This window comes from Methylocapsa polymorpha, from assembly GCF_045689225.1.
Lineage (GTDB): Bacteria > Pseudomonadota > Alphaproteobacteria > Rhizobiales > Beijerinckiaceae > Methylocapsa > Methylocapsa polymorpha.
The window spans coordinates 3,693,161-3,705,711 of the sequence record NZ_CP136862.1 but is presented as its reverse complement, the minus strand read 5'-3'; the positions used below and the strand labels follow the sequence as shown (position 1 = coordinate 3,705,711).

Here is a 12,551-nt window from a genome sequence, read left to right as displayed (position 1 = left end):
CTTATGACGATGGCGATGAGCGGCAGGCGCTTAAGGCAGGCGCATCAGCTTCTGTCCAACGCGAATGATGGTTCCCTCTCGCACATTTTCGCATAGCTTGAAGCCCTCTGGCGCGAAGACGATGATGGTCGATCCATGTTGAAACCAGCCCATTTCCTCGCCCTTGCGAAATGACGCGTCGCAGGAAAAGACATGAGTCCCTCTCCGTTCAAGAGTGCGCAGGGCGTCAAGGAAACGCAGCCGGATGCTGGCGACCAGGATCGCCGCCACGGGCGCCAATGTGATGATGTGGCCAGTCTCCAGCCTGGTCCGTAGCAGCGCGCGCTCGTTCTTGCAGAAGAGCTTCTCGACCCGCTTGAGCGCAATCGGATTAACGTTCCAGACATCCCCTGAGATATAGGTCACCTGCTCCACGCGACAGTCGTAAGGGGCGTGGAAATGATGGTACATGCTGGATGTCAACCGCAGCGTGACATAGCGCCCGTTTCGATAGAGTTCGACGAGCGCGGGATCGACAAGAAAGTCTTGCAGCGTGTAGGAAAATCCCTTGATCTGCATAAGCTCGACGCCCTCGATCGAGCCGCACGCGCCGACGATTGCGTCGCACGGGCTGACAAGCGCCGTCGGATCTGCGTCGATGGGCCGGGCTCCTTCCTTGAGCTCCCTGATGAAACAGTCGTGCATGCTTGTGAACTGAGTCTTCTTGGCTTCGCTCAGGTCCAAATCCGCGAAAAGGCGCCAAATGCCGATTGAGGCGTCGCGCACGAGCGGCTGCTCAATTTGACTGAACCAGCCCATGAACTGCGTCGCCAGGCGCCGGGGAATCCGATTGGTCAGCAGAAAATTGAGGTCCTCTTGCTGGGTGACTTGTGCGATAAGAGATCGAATTGTCATGATGCGGTAATTTCGCCTCGATAGGCCTCGGAACGATGGAATCCCAATATACACTTATTGCGCTATATGCGCTTGGCGCGGCTGCGTTGACGACGTCGGCTGTGAAACTGAAGACGCGGCTGGAGCTCTCGAAGGCGAAGCACAGATCGTTGACCGGCCATGCCCGCATGGCGCGGCGAATCGCCTCGCTTGTGCCGTTCTACGAATATGACGAGGAGCATTTCTTCGCTTGCGACAATCCGCCGGCGGAGATCGCCGCGCGCCGGCGCGCCGGATTTATGCGCCTTTCGAAACTGAGCCAAGAGCGGTTTGCAAAGACGATCCGGTTTACGGAGGAGGTCAAGGACGGCGTTTCCGACCTTCAATTTACGGACGTCTATCGGGCGCCGTTTCAATTCAGCCGATATGTGCGCGAACATATCAAATCCGGCGCCTTCTTCCAGGCGTCGTCCGGAGTGACCCTTACCGATCTTGACGGCAACCGCTTCTATGATCTGACCGGATCCTATGGCGTGAATGTCTTCGGCTATGATTTCTACAAAGACTGCATTGAGCGCGGCAGCCAACGCGTGCGGGACCTTGGCCCCGTCCTCGGCGGTTATCATCCGGCGATCGCCTACAATGTCAAACGGCTGAAGGAGATTTCCGGGCTCGACGAAGTCTCGTTTCACATGTCGGGAACCGAGGCGGTAATGCAGGCCGTGCGCCTTGCGCGCTACCACACGCGTCGATCTCATCTGGTGCGCTTTTGCGGCGCCTATCACGGCTGGTGGGGAGACGTCCAACCGGGCGTCGGCAACCCGGCGACGGCGCATGAAACCTACACGTTGAACGATATGTCCGAGGATTCGCTGCGCGTATTGCGCAATCGCCGCGACATTGCCTGCGTCCTTATCAATCCGCTGCAGGCGTTGCATCCAAATGCCGGCGCGCCTGCCGACTCCTCGCTGGTCGATAGCGCGCGAAGCGCGCATTTCGACAAGGAGGCATACGCCGATTGGCTGAAGCGCCTGCGCGCGCTCTGCACCGAGCGCAAGATCGTGCTGATCTTCGACGAAGTTTTCGTCGGCTTCCGCCTTGCGCTTGGCGGAGCCCAAGAATATTTCGGCGTTCAAGCCGACATTGTCACCTACGGCAAGACGCTTGGAGGCGGCCTTCCAGTCGGCGCGGTCTGCGGCCGCAAAGACCTGATGAAACGCTACCGCGACGATCGCCCAGTGGATATCTGCTTTGCGCGGGGAACTTTTAATTCCCATCCCTATGTGATGGGAGCGATGCACGAGTTCCTGGAGCGCCTCGACCGACCGGAAATTCGCGACCTGTATCGAGATCTCGACGCGGTGTGGAATCATCGGGCGGACCGGCTCAACCAACGTTTGCGCGATGAGAATCTACCGGTCCAGGTCGCCAACATGTCCTCTATCTGGACCATCTACTACACACGGCCGTCGCGCTACAACTGGATGTTTCAATACTACCTTCGCGCCGAGGGGCTGGCGTTGAGTTGGATCGGAACGGGCCGCATCATCTTCAGTTTGAATTACACCGACGTGGACTTCGAGACGGTCGTAGACCGCTTCATCGCCGCCGCCAAAACGATGCAGCAGGACGGCTGGTGGTGGTCGGACCCCTTGGCGACGAATAAATCGATAAAGCGGCGCATATTGCGGGAAATCCTCGCGCGCCGCTTCAGCCCGGGATAGACGCTCCGCCGCTCGGTCCGCGCCGAAACGGCGGAGCTGGTTTTATACGTGTTGTTCTTCGGGCGTCGCGTAATCGAACAACTCTCCGCGCAGCAGGTAAAGCGGCGCCATGTGGTAGAGTTTGATGTCGTGATAGGGATCCGTCAGGATTTTCGTCAGCCAAACCAAGCCGGTCCGCACGTCCCTGATAAAGAACAGATGAACAGTGCGGAAAATCAGTCCGCCGGCGGCGATGAATAGCCAGATCTGCGCCAGCTCCCGCACGAATTCGGCGGTATTGGCTGGGGCCGGATAGATACCGAACAGAGTGGGATTGAAATAGAGCACCAGCGGCGAAGCCGCCCAAATCGCCATCAGAACGACTTTCCTCTTCAGGTTGTAGCCGACCTTGACCGCTTCCTTGTACTCGTGAGTCGCGTGGTTCGCCTCATCGTAGCCTTTTGGCTCGAAGAAGAAATGTCCAATTTGGCGGGTCATCATCGCCGCCAGCCATCCGGCCAGAGCGGCCGCGACCGGGTTTGTGAACACGAGCACATAGGTCCACAGAAAGCTCACCGCGCTGAACAAATGCAGCGACTGGTTGATCCGGCTGTGATGGTAGTAGCGATGATCATCCCACCGCTGTGATCTGAGATCCTGAAGAAAACCGTTCATCTCCTCCCCACTCCATAGCTTATGGTCCACGTGAATTGTTTACGCACCAAATGTGACAGTTCGGGCACAAACACCTTACAAGTCGTCCTATTTGTGGGACTTACCGCACGGCGCTCTCAAACGACTGGAGCGCCGTCAGGCACAGTTCCCGCGGCGCAGCGGTTTCGGTGCGCCCTGGGATGCGCGGTCAGCCGGCGGCTTGGGCCTCCAACCGATCCGGCTGCGCAACAGCCGCCTTGGTTTTCGCGAATCGAATGAGCGAGAAATGGCCGAAGGGGGGCATTGCTCGACGTTCGACCACGCGCACGCTGCCTGACCGCTCAACCCAGCGCTCATAGCGCCCCCAGGGGAACTCCAGCCGCCAACCGAGGAACCGCGTGATCGGCGTAAGCCATTGCTCAACCACGCGGCGCGGACCTTTGTCCGCCCCGACGCGGCTGACCAGAACGATCTCGCCGCCTGGTTTCAGCACGCGCACGAATTCGTCGAGCGTCGCCTCGGGGTCTGGAACCGTGGTGACCACGAGTTGCGCGACGATGACGTCGAATGAGCTGTCGGGGAAAGCCATGCGCTCGGCGTCCATGACCGAGAGGCCTTCAACATTGGTCAGATGCAGATCCCTGATTTTCTCCTGCGCCTTGCGCAGCATCGGCTCCGAAAGATCGACGCCGACGACGCGGGTGACGCGCCCGTAATCAGGTAGCGATATGCCGGTGCCGACTCCGACTTCGAGGACCCGTCCCCCGACTCGGTTCACCGCCTCGGCGGCAGCGCGTCGGGCGCGCTCGAAGAGCGCGCCGAAAACGAGATCATAGATCGGAGCCCATCGCGCATAGGCTTTCTCGATCGTATCGTTGTTGAACTCCGTCCCCATTATCCCTCCACAGTTCCCTTGCGCCGGGAACAAAGCCATATGCGCAATTCGCCTGACCGCTCGGCCTCTATACAGCCCGCGGCTTGCGCGTATTGCCGATCGCCACTTGATTGATGTGCCTGATGAACTGGCGCGCGCTATTCTCCCACGAGCGGGTCAACGCGAAGGCGCGGCAAGCCTCGCGGGAAATGCGAAGCGCGCCGATGCAGGCCGCGCGCAGATCGTCGCTGAGCACGCCGATCGGATTGTTTCCAATAACATCCCGCGGACCGGTGACCGGAAACGCCGCAATCGGAACGCCGCTTGCCAGCGCTTCCAACTGCACGATGCCGAACGTGTCGGTCCGGCTCGGAAATACGAAGGCGTCCGCGGCGGCCAGATGCGCGGCCAGTTGCCTGTTCTCCATCAGCCCGAGAAATTTCGCCTCGGGAAACCGGCGCCGCAACTCGGCCTCTTGCGGCCCCTCGCCGATGACGACCTTCGTGCCGGGAAGGTCCAGCGAAAGAAAGGCTTCAAGATTCTTCTCAACTGCGATTCGTCCGACGCTCACGAAGATCGGGCGCGGGAAACCCAAATCGATCGCATGTTCCGGCTTGAAGGCCTCGGTGTCGACGCCGCGCGTCCACATGCCGAGGTTCTTGAATTTCCGCTGGGAGAGCTCGGCCATCAGGGAAGGGGTCGACACCATTGTGACTGTCGCGGCGGAATGGAAGTGCCGCAGCACCGCGTAGCTCCAATCGTCAGGGATCGGAAGACGCGCCGAAATATACTCGGGAAAGCGCGTGGTGTAGCTCGTCGTGAACGGCAAGCCATTTTTCACGCAATAGGCGCGCACCACATGGCCTATAGGCCCCTCCGTCGCGATATGAATCGCATCCGGCTGCGCCTTTTCGATGCGCTGCGCGATCTCGCGCCGGCCTGGCAAGGCCAAGCGCAGATTTGGGTCCGTGGGCAGGGGAATGGAAGGAAATCCCTCGGGCGAGAGAAAATCGATCGTGACGCCCAAATTGCGCGCGCTTCGCGCGAGGGACGTCAAGGTCCGCACCACGCCATTGACCTGGGGATGCCAAGCATCCGTTGCGATAAGGACTCTCATCAGTTGGCGCGCGCCTTATCCACGATGTCCCCCAAGAAGTAGATTGCGTCGGGATAGTGACAGTGAGAGAGTCACCAGCTCGGGCACTGCGACACGCTTGGGAGCCGACGGGGTCAACTGAAACTGCGAGGCGTTGACCTCGAGCCCGCGGTTGCCGACCGTCTCCCAGATCTCGTTGCCGAATGGCAAGCGACACTAATTGCAACTTCATATTTCAACTGTATGACGATACCGCGCATCACTGGCGCGTGGTCGAAGTCGAATTTGAGGGGATATTTCTCCTAGCAGGCGGAAAGACCAAGGCCTCGCACAAGAACCATGATCGCCGTCTAAAGCGCTTCAGACCCTGGGCGGCGCTCCGGGATTGTGCTGATGATTGTTCAATCTCCTCGATTAAAGCGGCGCCCGCTTTAACGTTGGAGCCTCAAGCTTGAGCGGAGGCTGAAAAAATCAAACGGCCCGGGCCGCGCATGCCCCAAATTCGTAATTTTAACCCGATTCTCAAAAAGCCGACGTATGGCTAAAGTGACTTCATCGGGTTGAGGGCGGTCCTCGATTCGGACCGCGTCGGAGGCGTGGATGGGATGGCGTCGGCGCCGGTGGGATGCGAGGATTCGAGAGCGATCGCCTCTGGGACGAGCGCTTTTGGCGCTGGCGAATCTTGTGCTGTCGTCTTGCGCGCGGCTGGGGTCCGGCCCAAGCGTTTCAGTTATCTCCTATTTTCTCGTCTTGTTCGCGCCCTTCTGGCCGACCCCGGTCCTCGCGGGAGCAAACGCGGCCGGTGGTTTGCTCTTGAACCGGGACGCCGCGGCCGTTTTGCTGATCGCGGGCCTGGTTCTTTTTTCGACACTGACGGCGTTGCTTTACTTGACCGGCCGCAAACGGTGGATGCGCCGCGAAACCTCGCTCAATCTCGAACTCGCCGCGTTGCGCGCGAGGCTCGACCGCGCCGAGCTTTTTTTAGCCGCCGAAACGCAGATCGTCATGGCTTGGGCCGGCTCCGGCGTCGAACCTGACATTGAAGGCGATTGCTCACTTGTCGGAGATCCCTCCAGCCCGCGCCGCGCGCTGGCCTTCGGGTCCTGGCTGCCGCCGGACACCGCGCAAAGTCTCGATGGCTGCGTCGCCAAACTGCGCAGTCGCGGCGAAGCCTTCAGCTTCGCCGTCACCAGCTTGAACGGACGCCATCTCGAAATAGGAGGCCGCCCGGTCAACGGCCTCGCCGTCATGCGCATAAGGGATGTTTCGGGCGAGCGACAGGAAATCATGCGCCTGCACGAGGCGCAGACGCGCACCGTTGGGGAGCTTCAGGCTCTATGGACTTTGCTCGACGCGGTTCCCAATCCAGCCTGGGTGCGCGATGGCGAAGGCCGATTGAGCTGGGTCAATACGGCTTATGCCCGCGCGGTCGAAGCTAGAGATCCGGCCGCCGCAGTCGCCCGCGGCGTCGAGCTGCTCGAACGCCCAGCGCGCGATGCGAGCGCTGAAGCGCGGCGGGGGCGCCGTCTGGCGCGGGCGGGCTCCGGCGGTCGTCGTCGGCGAACGGCGAATGCTCGACATCGTCGACGCGCCGGCGGGCGACGCCTCCGTCGGCATGGCCGTGGACATCTCCGAAATCGAATCGATGCGCGACGCTCTCGATCGCGAGACGCAGGCGCATTCGCGCACGCTCGATCAGCTTTCGACCGCCGTCGTGATTTTCGACCGCTCGAAGCGCCTGGTCTTTCACAACGCCGCCTATCGCCAGCTGTGGGCGCTCGACCAGGCGTGGCTCGAGCAGCGGCCAACCGATTCGGAGATCCTCGACCGTCTGCGGGCGGCGCGGCTTTTGCCTGAACAGGCCGATTTTCGGGCTTGGAAGGCGGCCCTGCTCGCCGCCTATCAATCGCTCGAAACGGAGGAGCAGGCCTGGTATCTGCCCGACGGGCGCACCTTGCGCATCGTGATCAATCCCAATCCGCAAGGCGGCGTCACCTATCTTTTCGACGACGTCACCGAACGCTTCCAGCTCGAATCGCAATTCAACGCCTTGATTCGGGTGCAGGGCGAGACTCTCGACGCGCTGAAGGAAGGCGTCGCCGTCTTCGGCAGCGACGGACGCCTGAAGCTGCATAATCCGGCCTTCGCGCGGATGTGGACGCTCGATCCCGAACAGCTTGGCGATCGGCCGCACATCGATCGCGTCGCGCGGATTTGCGCGCCGCTCTTTTCCGACGAAGAGGCCTGGGTCGAGTTGCGCGCCGTGGTCGCCGGGCTGCAGGATCAGCGCATGGGGTTCGAGCGCCGCCAGCCGCGACGCGACGGGTCCGTGCTCGATTGCGCCGCCGCGCCGCTGCCCGATGGCGCGACGCTGCTCACCTTCATCGACGCCACGGCGGGCGTCAATGTCGAGCGGGCTTTGACCGAGCGCAATCAGGCCCTGATCGACGCCGAAAGGCTGCGCAACGATTTCGTCCATCACGTCTCCTATGAGCTGCGTTCGCCACTGACCAATATTATCGGCTTCATTCAGCTTCTGGGCGATCCCGCAGTCGGGCCGCTCAACAAGAGGCAGCTCGAATATGCCGGCTATGTGATGAAATCTTCGTCGGCTCTGCTCGCCATCATCAACGACATTCTCGATCTCGCCTCGATTGACGCCGATGCGATGGAATTGTCGCTCGAGGAGGTCGACATTGCGCAGACGATGCAGGCGGCGGCCGAAGGCGTGCAGGATCGGCTTGATGAATCCAAGCTCACGCTCCGAGTCGCCGTGTCGGAGGGCGTCGGCTCCTTCATCGCCGACAGCAAGCGCGTAAGGCAGATTCTCTTCAACCTTCTTTCCAACGCGATCGGCTTTTCCTCGCCTGGTCAGATGGTGGAGCTCGCCGCCTTGCGGCGCGGCGACGAGATCGTCTTCAAAGTCAGCGACCGCGGGCGCGGCATCCCGCCCGAAATCGTCGAGCATGTCTTCGATCGCTTCAAGACGCATACGACCGGCTCCCGCCACCGCGGCGTCGGGCTGGGCCTGTCGATCGTCCGCTCCTTCGTCGAGCTCCATGGCGGCCGTATCCTGATCGAGTCGGCGCCTGGGGAGGGGACAACTGTCGCTTGCATCTTTCCGGCGGAGGGTGTGAAGCTGGCGCTGGTTCAATCGGCGCAGGGAGCATGAACGTAATGGCCGTTGAGGCGCCGCGGCACGCCGCGTCGGAATCGAACTGGGCGCGAGAGCTCGAAGACGAAGCGAGCGTCCTTGCGCTCGCCGGCGATGTCGCCGAGATGGTCGGGCCGGGCGATCTCGTGACCCTGTCCGGCGATCTCGGCTCCGGCAAGACGACTTTCGCGCGCGCGCTCATTCGCTTGCTCACGGGCGAGGCCGATCTCGAGGTTCCGAGCCCGACTTTCGTCCTGATGCAGGCCTATGAGGGCGAAAGCTATCCGATCGTGCACGCCGATTTCTTCCGGATCAAAAAGCCCGAGGAGCTCATCGAGCTCGGCTGGGAAGAGGCTTGCGACGGAGCTCTCGTCCTCGTCGAATGGCCCGAGCGGGCCGAAAGCTATCTCGGACCCGACAGGCTCGACATAAGGTTCAGGCTCGACCGGGATCGCGGCGAGTCATTCCGCGCGGCGACCTTGACTGGGGAAGGGGCTTTCGCCGCGCGGCTCGCCAAAGCAAAGGCGATCCACGAAATCCTCGCCCAAAGCGGCTGGAGCCGAGCCCTGCGCCAATTCATGCAAGGCGACGCCTCGACGCGCGCCTATGAGCGCTTGATCAAGGCCGATGGACAAAGCGCGGTCTTGATGATCTCGCCGCCGCGGCCGGATGGGCCGCCGCTCCGCTATGGCAAGCCCTATAGCGCGATCGCGCGGCTCGCCGAGGATATTCGGCCCTTTGTCGCGATCGACCACGGACTGCGGCGGCAGGGCTTCTCCGCGCCCGAAATCATCGCCTGCGATCTTTCCGCCGGTCTCGCCATCCTGGAGGATCTCGGCGACGAGCCGATCGTCGGCGACGAGGGTATTAATCAGGAGCGTTACGCCTGGGCGGCGACGGCGCTGGCCGCCTTGCACCGCGCGAGCCTGCCCGACGCCTTGCCGATAAACGCTGAAGAGACCTATCGCATTCCTAACTATGACATTGACGCGCTTTCGATCGAGGTCGAGCTCCTGCTCGACTGGTACGCCCCGCATATCGCCCGCGCGCAGCTCGCCTCCGGCGTCAAGGCGAGTTTCGTCAATCTTTGGCGGCGGGCGCTCCAGGATGTCGTCGCCGCGCGCTCGACCTGGACCCTGCGCGACTATCATTCCCCCAATCTCATGTGGCTGGCGGATCGCGAGGGCGTCGCCAAGGTCGGCTTGCTCGATTTCCAGGATTGCGTCCTCGGCCATGCGGCCTATGACGTCGTCTCGCTGCTTCAGGACGCCCGCGTCGACGTGCCGGATCTCGTCGAGCTGAAATTGCTCAGCCATTACGCCCGCTTGCGGCGCGAGGGCGAGCCTGAGTTCGACATGGCCGAATTCGCGCGCGCCTACGCCATTTTGGGGGCGCAGCGGGCGACCAAGATCCTCGGGATCTTCACCCGCCTCGACAGGCGCGACCATAAGCCGGATTATCTCCGGCATTTGCCGCGCGTTGAAAAATATCTGGCGAAAGATCTCAACCATCCGGTTTTGGCCGATCTCAAGATCTGGTATGAGACCAATCTGCCGCGGATCTTCGATCCTGCGTCCTGACCATCGGGCAACTGGCTTCGCCATGTCTTCTTTCATGCCCGCCAAAGCCATGGTCTTCGCCGCGGGCCTCGGCACGCGCATGCGGCCGCTGACCGATCATATCCCGAAGCCGCTCATCAAGGTGGCCGGCAAGCCGATGATCGACCATATGCTCGACCGTTTCGAGGCCGCCGGCGTCGAGACGGCGATCGTCAACGTGCATTATCTGGCCGATCAGATCGAAACCCATCTCGCCGCCCGCGCCGCCCCGAAAATCGTTATTTCGGATGAACGAGGGAAACTTCTCGATCAAGGCGGCGGGATCGGCAAGGCGCTGCCCTTGCTCGCGGATGAGCCTTTTTTTGTCTCCAACACGGACGCCTTCTGGGTTGAAGGCCCGAGGGACAATCTGCGCCGCCTCGCCGCAGGCTGGGACCCGGACCGGATGGACATTCTGCTTCTCGTCGCCGCGACGACGGCGAGCATAGGGGTCGACTGGCCGGGCGATTTCCTGATGAGCGCCGACGGCCGCCTGACGCGGCGCCCCGAGCGCGACGTCGCCCCTTTTGTCTATACCGGCGTCGGAATCCTCAAGCCCGAGCTTTTCGAGAGCGAGACGCGCGACGTCTATCGCCTCGCGCCTTTCTTTTTCGAAGCGGCCGAAAAAGGCAGGCTCTTCGGCCAAAGGCTCGATGGACTCTGGCTCCATGTCGGCGTTCCGCAGGTTATCGAAGAGGCGGAGCGGACAATTTTAAGGAGCGTGCTGTGAGGGGGGAATCGCTGGAGCGCCTTCGCCCCGACTCGGATCAGGGCGAATCCGTTGCTCGCGACGCGGCCTGTAAAAGCACTTTGATACACGCCATGAGATCATTTTTCGTTCTCTAGTTGTTCTTGCGAACGGACGGCGTCTCGGTTAAGCTTGGCTCGGCTGGAAAACGGGGCCAGCCAAGGGGGCGTCATGGTCGTCAGGGTCGCGACGGTCGCATTCGAGGGCATCGAGGCGCGGCCGGTCGACGTGCAGGTGCAGATCGCCAATGGCAATGTTGTTTTCACGGTCGTCGGCCTCGGCGACAAGGCCGTGGCGGAGTCGCGCGAAAGGGTCCGCGCGGCGCTGAACGCCTCCGGGCTGGCCTTGCCGGCCAAGCGCATCACAGTCAATCTGGCGCCGGCCGATTTGCCGAAAGAGGGCAGCCATTATGATCTGCCGATCGCCCTGGGCATCATGGCGGCGATCGGCGCCATTCCTGCGGATGCCCTGCTGAATTACACGGTGCTGGGCGAACTCGCCCTTGACGGCACGATCACGGCAGTCGCCGGCGTCCTGCCCGCCGCCATGACCGCCAATGCGCGGGGCCATGGGCTCATCTGTCCGCGTGACAGCGGCCCGGAAGCCGCCTGGGCTGGCCAGGAGATTGACGTGCTCGCGCCGATTTCCCTGATCCAGCTCGTCAATCACTTCAAGGGGACGCAGGTCATGGCGCGGCCGCGACCGGCGATGCGCGGGGAGGCGGGCGCGCAGCCCGATCTGCGCGACGTCAAGGGTCAGGAAAGCGCCAAGCGCGCGCTCGAGATCGCCGCGGCCGGCGGCCATAATCTGCTCTTGAACGGCCCGCCCGGAGCGGGCAAATCCATGCTCGCGGCGCGGCTGCCCTCGATCCTGCCGCTGCTCTCCCCACGCGAGCTTCTCGAAGTTTCGCTCATCCATTCGGTCGCAGGCGATCTCGCCGGCGGCGCCCTGACCGATCGAAGGCCTTTTCGCGCGCCGCATCATTCGGCCTCGATGGCGGCTCTGGTCGGCGGCGGGACGCGCGCCCGGCCAGGCGAAATTTCCCTCGCCCATCATGGCGTCCTTTTTCTCGACGAGTTGCCGGAATTCCAGCCGCAGGTCCTGGACAGCTTGCGGCAGCCGTTGGAGACGGGCGAGGTCGCAATCGCGCGGGCCAATCACCGAATTGTCTATCCAGCCAGGTTTCAACTCGTCGCCGCGATGAATCCTTGCCGTTGCGGGCATGCGACGGAGCCGGGCTTCGCCTGCAACCGGCAGCCGAACGCGCGTTGCATCGCGCAATATCTGGCCCGCCTGTCGGGTCCCTTGCTCGACCGCATCGATCTCCATGTCGAAGCGCCGGCGGTCGCCGCCGCCGACCTGATGTTGCCGCCGCCGGCGGAAGGCTCGAAGGAGGTCGCCGCGCGGGTGGCGGCCGCCCGGGAGATCCAGGTTCGCCGATACGCCGAGCTTGGGCTGCCCGGAATCGGCTCGAACGCCGCCGCGCCTTCGGCCGTAATCGAGGCGGCGGCGCAGCCGGATTCGAGCGGCCTCGCCCTGGTCAGAGAGGCGTCCGATCGGCTGCATCTCTCGGCGCGAGGATTTCACCGCATATTGAAGCTCGCCCGCACTATCGCCGATCTCGACAGCGCCGACAAAGTCGGAAGCCTCCATCTCGCCGAAGCGCTTTCCTACCGGATCGACTCGACGCGGCAAGCGCGCGCCGCCTAAGCTGTCCGAGCCGCGGAGCTATATAAATCAGCCTTCCTTTTGAATTCGGGGCGGTCTGCGCGAGGTGCGTGCTTCCGTCGCAACGGGATCTGCTTTAGTGAAGTGCTCGCGGACATGCGCTGCCGGATAATTCTTGGAGAA

General features: G+C 62.3%; 8 protein-coding genes and 1 pseudogene. 5 read left to right on the top strand and 4 right to left on the bottom strand.

Translation table 11 applies throughout. The annotated features are described in order from the left end of the window. Nucleotides 1-30: 30 nt before the first annotated feature. Nucleotides 31-894, bottom strand: a complete 864-nt coding sequence (gene asd, locus RZS28_RS17105) for an archaetidylserine decarboxylase (protein WP_407338935.1) — start codon at nt 892-894, stop codon at nt 31-33. Between the two features lie 35 nt (nt 895-929). Between asd and RZS28_RS17100 the strand changes: the two genes are divergently transcribed. Beyond that, nucleotides 930-2,597, top strand: a complete 1,668-nt coding sequence (locus RZS28_RS17100; RefSeq protein WP_407338934.1) for an aminotransferase class III-fold pyridoxal phosphate-dependent enzyme — start codon at nt 930-932, stop codon at nt 2,595-2,597. 42 nt (nt 2,598-2,639) lie between these two features. Here RZS28_RS17100 and RZS28_RS17095 read toward each other — a convergent pair whose 3' ends face one another. The 3 genes from RZS28_RS17095 to RZS28_RS17085 form a co-directional block, all read right to left on the bottom strand. Beyond that, nucleotides 2,640-3,251 (bottom strand): hypothetical protein, encoded by a 612-nt coding sequence (locus tag RZS28_RS17095; protein WP_407338933.1) that lies wholly within the window; start codon nt 3,249-3,251, stop codon nt 2,640-2,642. Nucleotides 3,252-3,438: 187 nt separating this feature from the next. After that, nucleotides 3,439-4,125: a class I SAM-dependent methyltransferase gene (locus tag RZS28_RS17090; protein ID WP_407338932.1), complete on the bottom strand. Its 687-nt coding sequence runs from the start codon at nt 4,123-4,125 to the stop codon at nt 3,439-3,441. 67 nt (nt 4,126-4,192) lie between these two features. Beyond that, a complete protein-coding gene (locus RZS28_RS17085) occupies nt 4,193-5,221 on the bottom strand; it encodes a glycosyltransferase family 4 protein (protein WP_407338931.1) in 1,029 nt (342 codons plus the stop codon). A 579-nt stretch (nt 5,222-5,800) separates the two neighbouring features. Here RZS28_RS17085 and RZS28_RS17080 point away from each other — a divergent pair. From RZS28_RS17080 to RZS28_RS17065, 4 genes and pseudogenes are all read left to right on the top strand, one after another. After that, nucleotides 5,801-8,372: pseudogene (locus RZS28_RS17080) on the top strand (ATP-binding protein). Continuing rightward, nucleotides 8,369-9,934, top strand: a complete 1,566-nt coding sequence (gene tsaE / locus RZS28_RS17075; protein ID WP_407338930.1) for a tRNA (adenosine(37)-N6)-threonylcarbamoyltransferase complex ATPase subunit type 1 TsaE — start codon at nt 8,369-8,371, stop codon at nt 9,932-9,934. The pseudogene RZS28_RS17080 and the gene tsaE overlap by 4 nt, the downstream one beginning before the upstream one ends. 22 nt (nt 9,935-9,956) lie before the next feature. Then, the gene (locus RZS28_RS17070) at nt 9,957-10,682 is read left to right on the top strand and encodes a nucleotidyltransferase family protein (protein WP_407338929.1); all 726 of its coding nucleotides are present in this window, start codon (nt 9,957-9,959) and stop codon (nt 10,680-10,682) included. 189 nt (nt 10,683-10,871) lie between these two features. Continuing rightward, nucleotides 10,872-12,410, top strand: coding sequence for a YifB family Mg chelatase-like AAA ATPase (locus RZS28_RS17065; protein ID WP_407338927.1), 1,539 nt, complete (start codon nt 10,872-10,874; stop codon nt 12,408-12,410). Nucleotides 12,411-12,551: the final 141 nt, after the last annotated feature.

Bases quoted from the DNA above. Each gene is read 5' to 3' on its own strand.
- asd (WP_407338935.1), bottom strand. From the start codon at position 894: ATGACAATTCGATCTCTTATCGCACAAGTCACCCAGCAAGAGGACCTC.
- RZS28_RS17100 (WP_407338934.1), top strand. From the start codon at position 930: ATGGAATCCCAATATACACTTATTGCGCTATATGCGCTTGGCGCGGCT.
- RZS28_RS17095 (WP_407338933.1), bottom strand. From the start codon at position 3,251: ATGAACGGTTTTCTTCAGGATCTCAGATCACAGCGGTGGGATGATCAT.
- RZS28_RS17090 (WP_407338932.1), bottom strand. From the start codon at position 4,125: ATGGGGACGGAGTTCAACAACGATACGATCGAGAAAGCCTATGCGCGA.
- RZS28_RS17085 (WP_407338931.1), bottom strand. From the start codon at position 5,221: ATGAGAGTCCTTATCGCAACGGATGCTTGGCATCCCCAGGTCAATGGC.
- tsaE (WP_407338930.1), top strand. From the start codon at position 8,369: ATGAACGTAATGGCCGTTGAGGCGCCGCGGCACGCCGCGTCGGAATCG.
- RZS28_RS17070 (WP_407338929.1), top strand. From the start codon at position 9,957: ATGTCTTCTTTCATGCCCGCCAAAGCCATGGTCTTCGCCGCGGGCCTC.
- RZS28_RS17065 (WP_407338927.1), top strand. From the start codon at position 10,872: ATGGTCGTCAGGGTCGCGACGGTCGCATTCGAGGGCATCGAGGCGCGG.